The organism is Limnospira indica PCC 8005 (assembly GCF_000973065.1).
Classification (GTDB): Bacteria; Cyanobacteriota; Cyanobacteriia; order Cyanobacteriales; family Microcoleaceae; genus Limnospira; species Limnospira fusiformis.
Window position 1 is genome coordinate 640,898 of sequence record NZ_FO818640.1, and the last position, 17,331, is coordinate 658,228.

The window sequence follows — 17,331 nt, forward strand, 5'->3', positions numbered from 1 at the left end:
AAATTGCGATATTTTTATGTCTGTTTGTATGGGAATTCCCCTAGATACGGAAGTAAACTCTAATGCTGAAGCCCTATTACAAGCAGCGGATACGGCAATGTACAAAGCCAAACGACGGGGAAAAGGTTGCCATCAAATCTTTAACCGAGAAATGACGGCGGCTACACTTAAACGGCTGACTCTGGAAACGGATTTACAAAGGGCGATCGCACAACAAGAGTTGATCACTTATTACCAACCTATTGTGAGGCTGGCTACAGAGAAGGTGGTGGGTTTTGAAGCATTAGTGCGTTGGCAACACCCCCAGCGAGGTTTAGTGTCACCGGGAGAGTTTATCCCCTGTATGGAGGAAACGGGTTTAGTGGTGCAGGTGGGTTTATTGGTGCTACAACAAGCCTGTGAACAACTAAACAAGTGGCATCAACAGGGTTATCCATTCTTTGCATGATGAGTGTTAATATGTCGGTGCGTCAGTTTGCCAGTTCTACGCTGTTGGTAGATATAGATCGGGTTCTGGCTAATACGGGAGTGAACCCACAGGCCATCAAGTTGGAGATTACCGAAAGTGCATTAATGGATAATCCGGAAATGGCGATCGCCCTAACATCAAAATTGCGATACGTGCTACGCACACGCTACGCGAACGCGAAAAATTGGGATCAGTTTGGATGATTTTGGTACAGGTTACTCTTCTTTAGGCTACTTGCACCGTTTCCCCATTGACACTTTAAAGATAGATAGATCTTTTGTGAACCAAATGCAGCCAGGAAGTCGGAATCATCAGGTAGTGCAAACGATTGTAGCATTGAGTAATCAATTGGGTAATGGTGCGATCGCCGAAGGTATCGAAACAAGGGAGGTGTTAGAGTATCTTCAGGAGCTAGTAGCTCCTTTGGTCAGGGCTATCTATTTTCTAGGCCCCTACCTGCATCAGATATTGAGGCGAATATTTTAAAATTGTCCCAGGCGCGCTAATTAATGCTAAATGAATCTTGTATAAATACTGAAACCCCCACTGCGGCTTATGTACATATTCCCTTTTGTCGTCGCCGCTGTTACTACTGCGATTTTGCCGTGTCTGTGGTAGGCGATCGCCGCCATGGGGAAAATTCTGGGATGATGGAGGAGTATGTAGATTTTCTGCGATCGGAAATTCTCAATCAAAGGCATTTCGGACCGCCACTGAAAACGGTGTTTTTTGGCGGGGGGACTCCCTCTCTGTTATCGGTTCAGCAGTTCGATCGCCTCATCAAAACCATTAGCGATAACTTGGGAATTGCGAGTGATGCTGAGATCTCCGTGGAAATGGACCCTGGGACTTTTGATTTAGGGAAATTACAGGGATTTGTGGCGGCGGGGGCCAATCGGGTGAGTGTGGGTGTACAAGCGTTTCAGGATGATTTATTAAGGCTTTGTGGTCGATCGCATACTGTGGCGGATATTTGGAGGGCGATCGATTTAATTAATCAAGTGGGTGTTGTCAACTTCAGTATTGATCTGATTTCTGGTTTACCCCATCAAACCCCAGAAATGATGCAAGAGTCCCTAGATCAGGTTTTGAGCATTAATCCTGCTCATGTTTCCCATTATGATCTGATTGTGGAACCTCAAACGGCTTTTGGTCGCTACTATAAGCCGGGAGAGTTTCCCCTTCCTGATGATCAAACTACAGCCAACCTCTACCGACAGGCGCAAAAATGCCTGACTTCCCGGTTTAAACATTATGAGATTTCCAATTATGCGCGACCTGGGTTTGAATGTCGCCATAATTTGGTTTATTGGCACAATCAACCTTACTATGGCTTTGGTATGGGGGCGGCGAGTTATGTGGGGGGCTATCGACTGACCCGACCGAGAACCCGCGATCGCTATTATCAGTGGCTACAGTCCTCCGGGGGGGCAGGTGTAGAAAGTTTGCGGGTTTTTCATAGTGCTGATCTTGCACCCGCCCCTACAGAGGCGATCGCGATTATTTTAGGATCGGATATTCTCTTAGAAACCCTGATGCTGGGACTGCGGTTAGCTAGTGGTGTGGATCTGGTGAGGCTGCAACAGCAATTTGGCCAAGAGACGGTAAGTCAAATTACTGATATTCTCAAACCATTAGGCGATCGGGGTTGGGTGGAAGTAGTCTCTACTCAGGAAGAACCCGACCAGCCAGCGACCCCTCACCTACGACTGACAGACCCGGAGGGGTTTTTATTCTCCAATACCATTTTAGCCGAGCTTTTTGGCCACTTGCAGCTTTCCGAGACTTCCACGGCGATCGGGACAAGTGCAGTCTGAGTGGTCTGGGGATATGACAAAAATAAAAACATATCGGGAACCAATGGGATGTGATAATAAACATGATCAGTCAGTGATAGCGATCGCGACACTTATTTACCCAGATCCATCATACTTAAAAGTAAGCCATTAGATAGACTAGCTAACTCTGGCCTTGTTGTTATTCTTTAGAAATAATTAAAATGGAGACTCTGATTTGATGCAATCTTTTAAGATGATGGACACACACAACGGCTAAGGTCCGAACCGAGAGCTAAACCTCCGTGGGTTAACTCGCCCCAAATCGGCGAAGATCCCGGAAATAGCGATCGGGGTTGGTTTCCCGTAGATCTAACATAGATGGAAGGGAGAATTAGCCTAGGTCATTCTCATCAGGGGAGAAGCATTATCAGTTTCATGGTCCACGGATTTTTAGCAATTTGGCTTAATCTGAGAATTTGGTCCCTCATCAAGTTGGGGTCAGGGATCAAGTTTAACAAAGTCAGTATCGACAAACTTTTTTTAGTTCCCAGAGGATTTAACCATGATGTCAAACTTATATCAATTGAATAACCATCAGACGAGTAAACAACTTTGTTGCTACTATAACGATAGCCCAAAAGTCGAGATTGCTCGGATTTCTAATATTGATAACTGGTATTTAGAGCATATTGTTTTCCCCGGAGAAAGATTTTTATTTGAATCGCCATCAGATGCGGAATTGGAAATTTATCATGCGGGTAAAGGCAAGCCTATTTTGATGCAAAAACTTTTATGTTTGCATTTGATTGTAGACGAAGGCGAAGACCTTAAATTTGCCAGCTAGAAGTTGATGAAAACTGCCAATAATCAGCCAGAACCTGGAGGAGTTTCGCTGCCTATAACTAGGGTTGCCAACTCTCCAGGTTTGGTATTTTTAGCCAGGAAAAATATGCAGGCGATCGCTATTCTAAATGCTGAATATTTCTAGCTTGTTTAGCCTGTTCAACATCTACGAAATATAGACCGACTAAACCAACTATAAAAAACACAATTAATGCCAGAATAGAATTGCGTGCTGTTCCCGTCACCTGGAGGATTACAGCAAATAGTAAAGGTCCGAAAATCGCCGAACCTTTGTTAAAAACTGAGTAAAACCCATAAAATTCAGCCGCCGCCCAAGGTGGAATGATCGACCCATAGAAGGAACGACTGAGGGACTGGGACCCGCCCAAAACCAATCCGACAATTCCCCCCAAGATAAAATACTCAGTGGGGCTGTCCATAAAATAAGCATAGATAACTACAATAGACCATCCCACCAACGAAATCATTAACGCTGTTTTCGAGGTAGTGAATTCGGCGAGTTTACTAAAGCCCAAAGCCCCGAAAAAGCTGACAAACTGGATTACCAATAGGGTAATCATGAGAACATTTGGGGAAAAACCCAACTCCTCCGCCCCGTAGATAGTAGCCATAGTAATCACAGTCTGGATGCCATTGTTATAAATCATGTAAGCAATCAGAAACCTTAGCAAATGCTTAAATAAACGCACCTTCCTAAGTGTGACAATGGTTCGGACAATTCCGACTTTGATATAAGCGCGCCAGGGTGGTAAATGTTGATATTCCGGGGGAATTTCCTCAAAGGTTTGGGCTTCTTTCAGGTTAAAAAATGTGATCAACGAAAAACCACCCCACCAAACTGCTGCCATTAAAATGGCGAGTCTGGCTGCTAATTCGGCGGAAATACCAATCGTCTCATGTCCAGCAATCAAAGCTAAAGATAAGGCTAATTGCAAGCCACCGCCTATATATCCCCAAGCAAAACCTTGACCAGAAACCCAGTCCATTTTGTCTTCTGATGCAATATGGGGGAGGAAGGCATCATAGAAGATATTGCCCCCAACAAAGCCAATCTGGGCTATAATAAAGAGAATGAGCGTTAGCCAGACGTCTCCTTTGCCAGAAAAAAACAATAGACTAGCGGCTAGGCAGCCTGTGTAAGCACAAATTATTAAAAATTTCTTTTTGGATGCGGAAAAGTCGGAAATTGCCCCCATAATAGGGGCTACCATAAACACTAAGAAGGCAGCCAAACTGCTGACAAATCCCCATAAGGCGGTCGCGCTATAGTTAATTCCGGCTATGGTGACTCCGCCGGGGGGGACGACGACGGCCGCAAAGTAAGCAGGGAGAACGGCTACCACAACGGTGGTGACATAGGCAGAATTAGCCCAGTCATACATGATCCAACCGAAAATCTGGCGGCGATCGTTGAGTTCTGGGGTATCATTCATAGGATTTAAAGTGCCAAGGAGGAATTGAGTTTTTATACCTTACTGACGGAAAGGTAATATATTGCTGTAATTGATGCAACTTAAATATAGGTTAAAGTTATCCCATCTGGGAGGGTTTACGGTGGAAATATCTATTGTCCAAATGATTGGCAGTGATGTAGCTGATCGTGAATAGGAGTGGTACAGGTGGATATTAAGGAGTTATTAAGTCGCTATAAGGTGGGCGATCGCGACTTTAGGAAGGCTAATCTAATTGGTGCGAAATTATTTCGCTGTAATCTTCAAGGAATTAACCTAGGGGGGGCTTCCCTAGCTGGGGCGGATTTGAGTAGGGCGTTTTTAGAAGATGCTAATTTGTTTAATGCGTTCCTATATAGGAGTAATTTAACTTTTGCTCATTTGGGACGGGCTATATTGACCAATGCTGATTTGACTAAGGCTGACCTGGGGGGTGCGTTTTTGGTGCATTCTGACCTCAGTGGGGTGAAGTTGAGTGGTGCGATTTTGCAAGGGGTTAATCTTAGGTCGGCTAATTTGACCGGGGTTAATCTATGTGGGGCGAATTTGAGCGGGGTTAATCTTAGGTCGGCTAATTTGACTGAGGCGAATTTGAGTTGGGCTAATCTCAGTCATGGGAGGTTAAGCTGTTCGGTTTTAACTAAGGCTCGTCTCACCAGTGCTAATCTGAGTTATTGTCATTTGGTAGATGTGGATTTAGGGGGGATGGACCTGAATGGGGTAGATCTGTCTGAGGCTAATCTGCGGGGGGTTAACTTACAAAAGGCTGATTTGACTGCTGTTAATCTGAGGTCGGCGAATTTGACGGGGGCTAATCTGGAGGGTGCTATTCTCCACGGCACAAATTTAACTGACGTGATTCTGTGGGGGAGTAATCTGGCTGATGCTGTGCTGATGCGGGCTAATCTGGAAGGTGGTAATTTGGTACGGAGTAATTTGACGGGGGCTAATCTTAACCTGGCTCGTCTTGGCGGGGCTGATCTTAGCTATGCTAATCTGCGGAATGCTTATCTGTGGAAAGCGGACTTAACTGGGGCTAATTTATCTGGGGCGAATCTGCGGGGTGCCAATTTTCGGGGGGCGATTCTTGACGGTGTGAGTTGGACTGATGCTATATTGATGGGGGCGGTGATGCCAGATGGCTGTATTCACGAGTGAACTTGACATAAGGCAAAAATTTAATAGATCTATCTCTCATTATAGCAGAAAACGGGGGTTAAAACAATTCTTTCTTTTGAAGCCATAACAAGGCAAGCTATAAGAGTGTATCAAGTTATGGAGAACCTGCGATGATGCTAAAAGCTAAAGATATTATGACGACCGATGTAGTGACGATTCGGGGGTCGGCTACGGTAGCAGAAGCGGTGAAACAAATGAATGATCTGTGTTTGCGGGCGCTGATTGTTCAACGTCGCCACGAACAGGATGCTTATGGCATTGTGACGGAGACGGATGTGATTTACAAGGTGACGGCTTACGGTAAAGATCCGAAAAAGATGCGGGTTTATGAGATTATGACTAAGCCCTGTATCTCTATTAACCCTGATTTGGGGGTGGAATATGTGGCGCGGTTATTTGCTCAGACTGGTATTCGCCGCGCTCCGGTGATTCAAGAAGAACTGTTGGGGATTGTTTCTATAACTGATATCCTGAGTAAGGGTGACTTTGTAGAGAAGCCTAAGAGTATTGTCCTGGCCGATCGCATAGAACAGGCGATCGAAGACGCTAGGGCTACCTGTGCGGAAAAAGGTGCTACTTCCCGTGAATGTGCGGCGGCTTGGGATATTGTTGAGGAACTTCAGGCTGAAGCGGCACATCAAAGATCAGAACGGATTGAAAAAACTGCTTTTGAGGTTTACTGCGAGGAAAATCCAGAAGCTGTTGAAGCTAGGGTCTACGACAACTAAAGGACTATTAAAGTTGACATTGGGGGGGGTAGATGTTCTATAAACTCCCCCCATGTCAGCGCCTGACTGAGTTTATGTAATTAGGTATGACTGGACTGATGAACAAAACTAGACTGTTAGGGATTTCGGTTCTGTTAATGTCTGCTTGGAGTGCTAAACCATTGATGGCTCAGTTTAACACTACGGATCCGAATGCGTTTTTGAGGGGCGAGTATTCTTCTTGTCAGGGTTGCAACCTAGGAGGCGCTGATATGAGTAATCAGTCTCGCCGCAACGCGCAATTACGACAGGCTAATCTGACTAATGCTAATATGAGTGATGGGGACTTCACGGGTGCTTTTTTCACCTGTAGCAATTTGAGTAATTCTAATTTATCGGGGGGAAACTTTAATTTTGCTAATTTTGTTGATGCTAACCTGAGTGGGGTTGATTTGAGTAATGCTGATTTAAGTCGGGCTGACCTAAGTGGGGCTATCATCGACAGCAGAACTAATCTGGATGGGGCTAATTTAGATGGTGCGAGACTTTGGGATGCTGCAACTATCTATAGCCCAGGAATGAATGTGAGAACTATTGAACGTAGCACCCATACAGAAAGTCAGCGAGTCCAATGCAATAATCGATGAGCCATTAATGTTGATGAACTGCGATCGCTGTTATGCGTGGTTTCCGGTCAAATATCAACTTGGGTTTGAGTAAGACCCTCAACAATAACCATAGCGATCGCAATTCTCCGGGAGTTGACAAATTCTGCCATTGTCCTGGACGACAGAACAGCATTTCTACCAGTTGTCGATGTTGCGATACTGTCAAGGCTTCAAACTCAACCCGAATAGTGGGAAATTCACCGACCCATTGAGTATCAGTAATTTCTCCCTGTAGGCTCAATTGTACATCAATAATTTCCATTTGTAAAGGCAACAATCCGAATTTTTCGCCTTTTTTTTGATGAAGGATAGAGGCGGCGGCGGGTTCTGTTACCACAATTTCTGCGCCTACTTCGGAAATATGACGAGTTATCCCCCATAGCACTTGGTCAGAAATCTGGAGTTTGACAGACCGACGCAATTGGAACCAGTCATAGATATCTGGTAGTGGTGCATCTATGACAATTAGGAGAGAAACACTTAAAACTACTAAGTTATAAATACTCCAGATGATACCCAAATTAAATCCGGGGTAATTATCAACATTTGATGCTAAGAGTGGATAATTCCAGAATAGGCTGACCATTGTGGCTATTAATAGCAATATAATAGGTGATGCCAATTTCCAGGAACAGGTAAATTTTTGCTGTTTTTTACCTTTGGGAGTCACTTTAAAGCCACCTTTAAAAGGGTTAATCATTACTTGAATTACAGTTAATGCCATGGGGAAAGATTGGAAAATGGCATAAATTTCTGATAGGAAGGCTGACCGAGATTTTTGGTTTAACCAAGCAAAAGCCAGGAGAGACACCAGATAATAAGGCATTAAAAAGTAAATAAAATCCCCGATACTAGCTTTAATAGGAATCACACCTAAAAAACGATAAGCCAAAGGCATTAACAGGATAAAAATCCGGGAAATGCTAGTAAACCAATGTAGCAACCCTTCTAAATGTGCTAATCTTTGTCTGAGGGTTAAACCGGGTATGGTTAAAGGATTAGAGTTTATAAAAAAGGCTTGTAATGTACCGCGCGCCCAACGCATTCTTTGATTAAGGTGGTCGGTGATACTTTGTGCGGCTAAACCTGCGCTTAATTTCTCATTTAAATAAATGAGTTTGTATCCCTTGCTGGCTAGGGTAATTCCGGTAAAATAGTCTTCACTAATTGACTCGGTAACAAACCCGCCAATGGCTTGTAATGCTGTGCGTCTAACTACAAATGATGTCCCCGCACAAACTACACTACCCGCACCATCTTTTAGGGGTTGTATATGTCTATAAAATACTTCTTCTTCGGGGGTAATGATATTTTCTAATCCTAAATTGCGGGATACTGGGTCGGGGTTATAAAAGCTTTGGGGGGTTTGGACTAAGGCGGTGTTAGGGTTCTGAAAAAATCCTACTGTTCTAGTTAAGAAATTTTTGGTGGGAATAAAATCGGCATCGAATACTGTAATTAATTCGCCACTTGTGAATTTCAAAGCATGGTTAAGGTTTCCAGCTTTGGCGTGAAGGTTATTAGGTCTAGTGAGATAATGACAGCCTAATTCTTGGGCTAATTGTTTGACTTGGTGGCGGTTTGTGTCATCTAAAAGGTAGACTTTTTTTTGGTGATAGTCTAAGGCTTGACAGCCGATAATTGTGCGCCTCAGAATAAATAAGGGTTCGTCGTAGGTGGGGATTAAAATATCAACGGTTGGGGTAAATTTTCGTTGAATAACTGACTGTTGGAGTTGGTCGGCTTGGCTGCTTCTATCGGTGCTATTTACAATTAAGTAAACTTGAATTATGTTGGCACCAATAATGTAAATTTCGAGACCCATTAGAGTGAGGCTAAATAAACCATTGAGGGGGTCGCTGAGGTTGAGGGTAGAGAGCGATCGCCATAGTAGATAACGGATAGTTAATGCTAAAATTATGGCGACAATTATCGCCCTTGATCTGGCTGTAGGTTTAGGGTAAATTTTGGTAATAATGAAGGCGATCGCACTTAATAAAATGGTGGGCAACCATAAATAACTACTCGGAATATACGGCAATTGCAACCATATCGGTGGGTTTTTTTGCTGGAAATATAGTAGCTGAAAAAAATCCCTGATTAGCGGCTGGTCAGACACCCAACCCCAAGCGATCGCACTGAAACAGCCCATCACACCAAACGCCCACAAAGTAGGCGTATTGGGGCGTTTAATAACTCGGAAATAGCGTTTAATAGACTGATAAATAAACCCTGATGTCATGGAAAATGCTCCGGCTCTGGTTAAATATTTAAAGATTTTCAGGAGAGTGCAAAAAATCAGAATAGGTGAGCATTGGTTTATATGTTAACATTATTTAACAATTTTGTGTCAACTAGCAAATCCCACCTAGGACTATGGAGAAGATGCAATTATCCTGAATCGGGTAATTAAGTCGATAGGTTCAGTAAAGCTGCTATTTCTGAGTTTTCGGGAACAGTTATCTGAAATTTGGCTCAGAATTGGATAATGAATGATTAATGGTATGTTCCCATCTATAAAATAAGGCAGACAAGTGTTGTCTGCCCTCTCACCAGAGACATATTTTAGCTTGGGGGATTAACGGATCAATTCTGTGTCTGGTTTCGATTTGGTGTTCTGGCTCGCCATTGAGCGATCGCCTGTTGAGCCGCCGTATATGGTGGGGTTCCCTCTGGAATTAAAACGGCTGCCAAAATAGCAGACTCAAATTGATTATTTTGAGCGCGGGACTGAGCGAGTTTCCAAATTTCACCACTCCAGCGAGCGATCGCTTCGGTGGCTTGGTCATAACCCAATTCTTCCGGACCAATGGTAGAGACAGCAGCGATCGCATTACTATAGGTCGAAGCCTGTCCCGGCCGAATTTGAGAGCGAGCCGCCTCAATTTTAGCTTGATTCTCGCGCAGTTGTGTGAGAGGCTGTTGCCAATTTTGAATTTGCAATTGCGCCTGTTCATAAATAGGGCGTTTAGTTTCGGGGACTAAAGATGCTGCGGCGATCGCTTCCGACCAATTCCCCATAGCCGCCCGTCCTTCTGCGATATCGAGAATCATTTGACTCCAGCGTTCAATAGCTAATTGTGCTTCAGGATAAAGTGGGTCATTATTCGGAATTTGATTAGCTTGGACGATCGCCTGACTCAAACGAGAAGCGGAGGTATTTTGAACTATCATTCTAGCCTGCTGTAAAAGCTGTTCACCGTTAGCAGGAGTCGGCGCAGGGGTTTCAGGAACATCATCCCCAACTACAGCTTCTGGCGGCGTTAGCGCTTCGGTTTCTGTGGGGTCGGTAGTTTCCGGGGTGGGTGGTTGGGATAACTCCATAGGAGGTAAAGAGGGAGTGGTAGAGGGTTGCGAACCTACGAATAGGGATCGGTTAGTATAGAAAACTCCCAATAACAGTAGTACAGCGATCGCACCACTCCAGATAATAAGCTGTTGAAAGAATGATCTGTCTGACATAATTTCTTCCTGGGGCTGTTCATTGGTCTTTTGGCTGGGGTCTGCTGCTTCTGGGGAAGATTCAGAGGCCGGATCGTGATTTAATGGTTCTGTGGGGTTTTCACTGGGGTCTGGTTGGCTTCCCGGGGCGGTTTTGAACGGTGAAGACAACTTCAGATTAGGTAAAGCTGACGGGTGGCTGCCATTTTGCTTGGGCGCAAAAGTGCTATTGACCGCAGAATTGCTCTGATGGTTTCCCGCCGCCGCCATGGCTTTGGCTGGTTCCGGTTTGAGTCGCAATTGGGTCTGTTCTGCGGTGGCGATCGCAAATACTGGGTTTTGTAAGGGTCGTAAATGTTGATCGGTCAATTCGGGAAGGCGATCGCCTAAAAATGATTTCAAATCAGCCAGAGTCTGACACTTTCCTGATTTCAAACCTTCTAATAGGGCGGCGGTGAAAAAGCCATGTCGTAAGGAGGAGGTTTCCCGAGATACTTCGTCAGGACGACAAGATAAGATCGTGGGAATCCTAAATTTTTCCGATAAGGCGATCGTCTCCCCTCCAATCTGATCGCCTACCTGTACTCCCTGAGTCCGGTTAATATCCAACAGCAGTAATATATTATCCGTAGGTGCATTGTTTAAATGCTTAAACAGTAGGCTGATCGGGATAGCCGTTTCCTCCAGGTTCTCTGGGCTGCCATCAATAGGTATTAGATAATCTTGCCCTTTATGATGAATGCCATAGCCACTAAAAAAGCAAAATAGGGTATCTTCCGCCTGTAGTTGTTCTCGACAGATACTTTCCATCCAGTCTAACAGGTTTCCCCGGCTTGGATAAGTCGGCATATCCCACGTTTCCGGGGATGTATCCGTGATCAACACACAGCGATCGCTCGCAAAACCAGCATCTTCAGCCCAGAACTGATTGAGAGCTTCTGCATCCCTTTGGGCGTAACTTAGGGGTTGCAGGAATTGATACTGGTTAATCCCAATCGTCACACAAACATAATGTTTCATCTAACTTACCTCAATTTGATAGCTTTAACTTGCTGCTTAGACGCTACAGACGGCACTTAAAGACTTTTGATGGCTCAATACCTGATTCCAAAACCCCATAACCACCAATAATAACTACTGTTGTTCTACCTTGACTGGATCATACGACAATATCCGTCGATCATCCCCCACTCAAAAGTCTATTGTACAAAACTAAATAGTTAAATTTTACTAATATCTTTCGCCAAAGAGTTTTTGATTTTCAATCGACGTTAAGAATTGTTAAATTTTTATTGAGAATCTCTCTCAAATTGTTGACGAGTTTATAGGGGTTGTGCTACTCTAAAAATAATCGCATCCAAGGGCTTACTGTGTCTATTTGTAAAAATAATCGCTGAAACCCCCACTGCGTCGCTGGTATGATTATTTTGTCGCCACAATTTAAAATTCACGATGCACGAGTTTTAGGCGATCGCCAGAGGGCCAAAAAATCACCGCTTGACAAAATCGACATTTTGTGCATATACCTATAAATTGTCATAGAAAACTCTCAAAAATCAATTATAAAGCACTTATGACCACAACTTCAGAAACCAGCCAACTACCTCCGATAGTCGAACTTCCCCCCAGTTACGTCATTCCCGTGGTGTTGGTACTTAGTTCAATCCCCTTATTTCTGATTCTGAAATGGGTAGCCCTTCCCGTGTCTTTGTTTGGACTATTCCTAGCCATTCAGACAGCCACCATACGCCTACAGTTTACCCCCACAGATTTAGATATATATCGTTCAGGTAAGATGATTCGGCGTTTTCCCTATCGAGAATGGACAAACTGGGAGATTTTCTGGTCGCCTATACCGATTTTATTCTATTTTCGGGAAGTTAATAGTATCCATTTTCTACCCATGCTATTTAACGCCGGAATGCTGCGTTCTTGCTTAGAAGAAAAAATCACGATTAATCGGTAGTTGATTTAGGGGGGGGTGTAGCAACCCTCCCCGTGGGAGGGAGATAGGGCTGCTGACAAGAACTAACTAACCTTCGAGTTTTTGAGAGATTAACTTGTTGGTTAACTGCGGGTCGGCGCGTCCTTGGGTTTTCTTCATCACCTGTCCCACAAAGAAACCTTTTAGCTTAGTTTTACCAGCCTTAAACTTTTCAACTTCCTGGGGATGACTAGCTATAACTTCATCGATAATCGCTTCTAATTCCCCTGTATCGGAAATCTGAATTAAGCCTTTTTTCTCCACCATTTGTTTGGGGGAACCACCCTTAGCCAAAAGTTCCGGCAGAATATCTTTAGCGATTTTACCACTAATGGTATTTTCGCCAATCAGATTAATTAGTTCCGCTAGTTCTGCGGGTTTAAGGGGAATGTCAGTAATTGCCAGTTTTTCATTTTTCAGATATGCCGTAATATCCCCCATTAACCAGTTAGCCGCTTGTTTAGTATCTGCACCTGCTGCGACTGTAGCCTCGAAATATTGCGCCACAGTGCGATCGTCCGTTAAGACACGGGTATCATAGGGAGATAATCCCAAGTCCGTCTCGTAACGGTGTCGTTTTTGGGCGGGAAGTTCTGGTAATTCCGACTCCCATTGTTTCAATTGTTCCGCTGATACTTGAATAGGAGGAAGGTCAGGTTCTGGAAAATAGCGGTAATCACTCGAACCCTCTTTACTTCTCATGCTGATAGTGCGTTGGCTGCCTTCTTCCCAGAGACGGGTTTCTTGAATAAGAGATTGTCCGGCTTCTAGGGCGGCAATTTGGCGTTCTATTTCGTAGTCGATCGCTTTTTGAATGGCACTAAAGGAGTTCATGTTTTTAATTTCAACTTTAGTACCAAATTCTTTTTGACCGACGGGACGCACAGAAATATTGACATCACAACGTAGGGAACCTTCCTGCATATTCCCATCACTAACGCCTAAATAGCGGACAATGCGGCGCAATTCTTGGGCGTACTCAGCCGCCTCTAAACCCGAACGGATATCAGGTTCCGAAACGATTTCGACTAGGGGAATACCTGCCCGGTTAAAGTCTACCATAGAATAGGTAGAACCAGCCAGGCGATCGCTACCTCCATGGACAAGTTTTCCCGCATCTTCTTCCATGTGGAGGCGGGTAATACCTATGCGTTTACGGATAGGATTATTGTTCTCATCAACAATTTCAATTTCCAGCCAGCCATTAGTAGCAATAGGTAGATCGAATTGGGAAATCTGATAATTTTTAGGCAGATCTGGATAAAAATATTGTTTGCGATCGAACTTACTATAGGGCGCAATTTCACAATTGAGGGCGCGCGCCGCCTTGACCGCATACTCTAATACCTTTTGATTTAAAACCGGAAGCACTCCCGGCAGCCCTAGACATATAGGATCAATATTGGTGTTAGGATCAGCACCAAATTCGGTAGAGGAGTTAGAGAAGATTTTAGTTTGGGTACTAAGCTGACAGTGAGTTTCTAAGCCAATGACAGCCTCGTACTCTGTTTTTACTGGTGCTAGAGTAGACATAGGCGCTTTGTGTAGCAATTGAGCAACAATAATTTGATTCTACATTTTATCTGATCTTACAGCTTGTTCACCAATCGCTTAATACATTGCCCTCACCCTAAATCTGGATCCCAGAGAGGGAGAGGGACTTTGAGAGGTGATCAGATGATTTCTGAACAGGCTGTAACTGATACCAGCAATGATATTATCGAAAACGCGATCGCATTTGAGAAAATGCACAACCCACCATAGACAATGAACCAGACCTTGCTCGCACAAGCTAAAAACCGGGCTGCTGTTTTCGAGAAGTTCCTCCAGATAGAACTAGACCAGGAGGCGAATGCCAGCCAATTAGCCTTTTTGGATAGAGGGATTGAGAATTCCCCATATCAAGCCGAACTTTCCAACTATCCAATTTACTTGGAACAGAAACCCATGGATTTTAGCCCCTATCCTAATCGAGGAAAAGTTCCCCAAATCAACACCACCCACCTGAACTTCTTGGACCCCGATATTCTACAGGCCTGCGTTTGTGTAGGTCGGTTTGTTGATGACCAATTGCAAACTATGTGGATGGGAAAAAATGCCCTGGAGAAAGTCCAGTTTGGGAGTACCACCAAAATTATAGCAGGTTTAAATATATGATCCCAGGTAAATACTAAATTTCCCGATGCTCAGATTAAGAACTGGGTATTTCGAGATCCTCAAGGTAAAAAGCCGGATTTTTCCTTTATTGATGCTATGGCTGATGTGGTCAGCTACAGAAGACAAATTGGGACTTATAACGCCTTTTCAGGGATGTTAAAGCGATTTGAGTCCCGTTTTGGTTTAGAACGTTGGCTAATAGAAATCACAGGTAATCAAAACCTAGAATTTCGCGGGGACTACGGGGAGGATGCGTTTATTCAAAATCCGCGATTGGTGGATGCCAAAACCAAAAAGGTGCTATTATCTGCCGTGGATGATACTCCGCGAGGTGATAATCTGTTATCTGCCTATGATCTAACTCGGATAATTTCTATGGTAAGATGGCATTATCATCTTACCCCATCGGCTCGACTGCCGGGGGTGACTTGGGAAACCCTTAAATATGTGATTCCAGCTTTGGGTCAGGATACGGCTAGATTTGTAGATGTTGCCTTAGATGCTTTAGGATTGACCGACATGATTTATGCTCCGGTAATCCTATCGAAGTTGGGACATGGCCCTAGTCAACTTCGCAACAGCATTGAAACCACATTAGTGGCTTTTGTGCAGTTTATAGATCGGCTTCCTAGCCAGACTGGAGAGCATGATTTAATCTCAAATTAGGTTAATATTTTAGGGCAATATGGTATAAGAAGCGAGAAGAGTTGAGGATAAACCTATTGCCAGATATGTCAAACCCAAGGAAGCGGCCCAAATCCTTGGAGTCCATGAAAGAACACTCCGCAGATGGGACGAAAATGGCTCAATCGAGACCATCAGAACCCCCGCTGGGCAACGACGATACAACGTTGAGTGATATACTGCTGCCAAATCAGGCAGTGACAAACGCAAAGTCGTTATCTATGCCAGAGTTAGTAGCCACGCCCAGCAGTCAGACCTCAACCGACAGGTGGCCGCACTGTCCAACCTCTACCCCGAAGCAGAAGTCGTCTCAGAAATCCGAGGCGGGCTCAACTTCAAGGGAAAGAAAATGCTGGCCTGACTGGGACATCATTTGTCAGGAGATGTCCGCATGGTTGTCATTGCCCATAAAGACTGATTGGCAATATGGGGATTTGACTTGTTTCGATGGCTCTGTGAGTAAAACAGGTGCTCACTCATGGTTCTCAACCAGACAAGTCTCAGTCCAGAACCAGAAATGGTTGAGGACATCCTCGCCCTCCTCCACTGCTTTAGCTCCAGATTATACGGACGGAGTAAATACAAAACTCAGGTCAAAGAAGATCCGGATTTACCCCAGCCCCGAGCTAAATCAAGTCTGGCGTAAATGGCTGGCCGCTTGTCGGTATTGCTACAACCAAGCAATTGCATTATCCCGGAGTGGTAAACGACTAAGCAAGTTAAAGTTACGCTGCGGAAGTGATGCAGAGTGACTTACCCGAATGGGTCAAAGAAACACCCTGCCACATTCGGCAAAATGCCATCTTTGATGCCTATCTCGCCTTTTCAGCCAGTCCTGGCGCAAGGTTTAGGAGCTGTCGGGATAGTTCTCAAGCCATCAAGTTTAACGATACTAATTTCTCTTCAGGGAGTTGGTATCCAAGACTAACGAAAGGATTAACTTTCATGGTTTCCGAAGCTATCCCTAAAACTTGCGGGCAAGGGACTCAGTTGGTGTTTACCAAAGGTCGATGGTTGGCGATTTTCCCTGAACCAGTTGCCGTTACCCCAACTGACGCTACTGGCGTGATTGCATTAGACCCGGGTGTGCGAACTTTCATAACTGGGTTTGATGGCTCTCGGTTTCTGGAATTGGGCTCCGGGGATATTGGAGGCATTACTAGGCTATGTCAACATTTGGATGATTTGATGAGCCGAATCGCCAAGGAACCCTGTCGTTCAAGAAGGCGACGGATGAGGCAAGCGGCTCAACGAATGAGAACCAAAATCCGCAATCTAGTGGATGAGGCCCACAAACAAATTGCTCACTACTTGACTCATAACTACAGTATAATTTTTCTGCCGACCTTCGAGACTTCCAACATGGTTGCCAAGGTGAAGCGTCTAATCAAATCCAAGACTGCCCGCGCCATGCTGACATGGGCGCATTATCGATTCAAACTAACCCTGAGACATCAAGGGGAAATAACTGGAACCACAGTTGTAGATGTGACGGAAGAATACACCAGCAAAACCTGTACTCACTGTGGTCATGTGCATTCCCAGCTAGGTGGCTCAAAAGTGTTCCGATGTCCTGAGTGCGGGTTCACTCTACCCAGGGACTGGAACGGTGCTTTTGGAATCTTTCTAAAAGCTTTGCGGGATACCGCCTCTGTTACCTTAACGGGTAATAGTGCTATCGTCGCATTGTCAGGCAATAGCCGGATAAATGTCGCGTAAATGTATCAGGCTAGAGAACCTTCTCGATTACGAAGCATCTCGATGACTTTGCGAGGATCTATTCCCATCGCTAATTTTCAAGATTATAATCAGGAATCAGTCCGGCTAGATGCTCGTATGGCTGCAGAAGTAACTGAGATCCTGCGACGGTTGGTAAGTGAGGAGTTTAATGCGATCGCTTAGGGGAAACTAGGCTAAGATGGTTTTGGCGCTTTTCCCCGGCTAAATAG

Annotated in this window: 19 protein-coding genes and 1 pseudogene; 16 read left to right on the plus strand and 4 right to left on the minus strand. The window is 44.6% G+C overall.

Translation table 11 applies throughout. The features are described 5' to 3' along the window. Positions 1-16: 16 nt before the first annotated feature. The 6 genes from XZ46_RS02845 (at position 17) to XZ46_RS35155 (ending at position 3,235) form a co-directional block, all read left to right on the plus strand. Positions 17-448, plus strand: coding sequence for an EAL domain-containing protein (locus XZ46_RS02845; RefSeq protein ID WP_048894902.1), 432 nt, complete (start codon positions 17-19; stop codon positions 446-448). A gap of 11 nt (positions 449-459) precedes the next feature. Continuing rightward, entirely contained in the window at positions 460-672 is a 213-nt protein-coding gene (locus XZ46_RS36235) for a hypothetical protein (RefSeq protein WP_008056938.1), read from the plus strand. Beyond that, complete coding sequence (locus tag XZ46_RS36240) at positions 665-955, plus strand: EAL domain-containing protein (protein ID WP_006667924.1); 291 nt, start codon at positions 665-667, stop codon at positions 953-955. Before XZ46_RS36235 ends, XZ46_RS36240 begins: the two co-directional genes overlap by 8 nt. A 23-nt stretch (positions 956-978) precedes the next feature. Beyond that, positions 979-2,286 carry a radical SAM family heme chaperone HemW gene (gene hemW / locus XZ46_RS02860; RefSeq protein ID WP_008056934.1) on the plus strand — a complete coding sequence of 436 codons (1,308 nt, stop codon included), beginning with the start codon at positions 979-981 and terminating at the stop codon, positions 2,284-2,286. Between the two features lie 523 nt (positions 2,287-2,809). Next, the gene (locus XZ46_RS02865) at positions 2,810-3,091 is read left to right on the plus strand and encodes a DUF1830 domain-containing protein (RefSeq protein ID WP_006667923.1); all 282 of its coding nucleotides are present in this window, start codon (positions 2,810-2,812) and stop codon (positions 3,089-3,091) included. A gap of 6 nt (positions 3,092-3,097) precedes the next feature. Beyond that, positions 3,098-3,235: a hypothetical protein gene (locus XZ46_RS35155; protein WP_006621679.1), complete on the plus strand. Its 138-nt coding sequence runs from the start codon at positions 3,098-3,100 to the stop codon at positions 3,233-3,235. Here the strand turns inward: XZ46_RS35155 and XZ46_RS02870 are convergent. Further along, entirely contained in the window at positions 3,210-4,544 is a 1,335-nt protein-coding gene (locus XZ46_RS02870) for an MFS transporter (protein WP_008056931.1), read from the minus strand. The two genes, XZ46_RS35155 and XZ46_RS02870, sit on opposite strands and share 26 nt — an antisense overlap. Before the next feature lie 186 nt (positions 4,545-4,730). Here XZ46_RS02870 and XZ46_RS02875 point away from each other — a divergent pair, with 186 nt between their 5' ends. The 3 genes from XZ46_RS02875 to XZ46_RS02885 all read left to right on the plus strand — a co-directional run bounded on the left by XZ46_RS02875 (position 4,731) and on the right by XZ46_RS02885 (position 7,095). Next, complete coding sequence (locus XZ46_RS02875) at positions 4,731-5,720, plus strand: pentapeptide repeat-containing protein (RefSeq protein WP_006667921.1); 990 nt, start codon at positions 4,731-4,733, stop codon at positions 5,718-5,720. 131 nt (positions 5,721-5,851) lie between these two features. Further along, entirely contained in the window at positions 5,852-6,469 is a 618-nt protein-coding gene (locus XZ46_RS02880; RefSeq protein ID WP_006621675.1) for a CP12 domain-containing protein, read from the plus strand. A gap of 164 nt (positions 6,470-6,633) precedes the next feature. Further along, complete coding sequence (locus XZ46_RS02885; RefSeq protein ID WP_369076476.1) at positions 6,634-7,095, plus strand: pentapeptide repeat-containing protein; 462 nt, start codon at positions 6,634-6,636, stop codon at positions 7,093-7,095. A 4-nt stretch (positions 7,096-7,099) separates the two neighbouring features. Here the strand turns inward: XZ46_RS02885 and XZ46_RS02890 are convergent, their stop codons facing one another. Beyond that, complete coding sequence (locus XZ46_RS02890; RefSeq protein ID WP_008056925.1) at positions 7,100-9,358, minus strand: glycosyltransferase family 2 protein; 2,259 nt, start codon at positions 9,356-9,358, stop codon at positions 7,100-7,102. A 344-nt stretch (positions 9,359-9,702) separates the two neighbouring features. Further along, the gene (locus XZ46_RS02895; protein WP_008056923.1) at positions 9,703-11,577 is read right to left on the minus strand and encodes a caspase family protein; all 1,875 of its coding nucleotides are present in this window, start codon (positions 11,575-11,577) and stop codon (positions 9,703-9,705) included. A gap of 553 nt (positions 11,578-12,130) precedes the next feature. Between XZ46_RS02895 and XZ46_RS02900 the strand changes: the two genes are divergently transcribed. After that, entirely contained in the window at positions 12,131-12,523 is a 393-nt protein-coding gene (locus XZ46_RS02900) for a DUF3119 family protein (protein WP_006621671.1), read from the plus strand. A 66-nt stretch (positions 12,524-12,589) separates the two neighbouring features. On the opposite strand, the gene gatB is transcribed toward XZ46_RS02900, so the two are convergent. Next, the gene (gene gatB, locus XZ46_RS02905) at positions 12,590-14,074 is read right to left on the minus strand and encodes an Asp-tRNA(Asn)/Glu-tRNA(Gln) amidotransferase subunit GatB (RefSeq protein WP_006621670.1); all 1,485 of its coding nucleotides are present in this window, start codon (positions 14,072-14,074) and stop codon (positions 12,590-12,592) included. A 234-nt stretch (positions 14,075-14,308) separates the two neighbouring features. Here gatB and XZ46_RS02910 point away from each other — a divergent pair, with 234 nt between their 5' ends. The 6 genes and pseudogenes from XZ46_RS02910 (at position 14,309) to XZ46_RS02930 (ending at position 17,284) form a co-directional block, all read left to right on the plus strand. Continuing rightward, positions 14,309-14,698 carry a hypothetical protein gene (locus XZ46_RS02910; protein ID WP_006667919.1) on the plus strand — a complete coding sequence of 130 codons (390 nt, stop codon included), beginning with the start codon at positions 14,309-14,311 and terminating at the stop codon, positions 14,696-14,698. 96 nt (positions 14,699-14,794) lie between these two features. Beyond that, positions 14,795-15,364 carry a hypothetical protein gene (locus XZ46_RS02915; RefSeq protein ID WP_006621667.1) on the plus strand — a complete coding sequence of 190 codons (570 nt, stop codon included), beginning with the start codon at positions 14,795-14,797 and terminating at the stop codon, positions 15,362-15,364. A gap of 55 nt (positions 15,365-15,419) precedes the next feature. Then, positions 15,420-16,028: pseudogene (locus XZ46_RS02920) on the plus strand (IS607 family transposase). After that, a complete protein-coding gene (locus tag XZ46_RS36245; protein ID WP_230428137.1) occupies positions 15,991-16,134 on the plus strand; it encodes a helix-turn-helix domain-containing protein in 144 nt (47 codons plus the stop codon). The pseudogene XZ46_RS02920 and the gene XZ46_RS36245 overlap by 38 nt, the downstream one beginning before the upstream one ends. Then, positions 16,124-17,101 (plus strand): RNA-guided endonuclease InsQ/TnpB family protein, encoded by a 978-nt coding sequence (locus XZ46_RS02925; RefSeq protein WP_006621665.1) that lies wholly within the window; start codon positions 16,124-16,126, stop codon positions 17,099-17,101. The genes XZ46_RS36245 and XZ46_RS02925 overlap by 11 nt, the downstream gene beginning before the upstream one ends. Further along, positions 17,102-17,284 (plus strand): hypothetical protein, encoded by a 183-nt coding sequence (locus tag XZ46_RS02930; RefSeq protein WP_006667916.1) that lies wholly within the window; start codon positions 17,102-17,104, stop codon positions 17,282-17,284. The last annotated feature ends 47 nt before the right edge of the window (positions 17,285-17,331 follow it).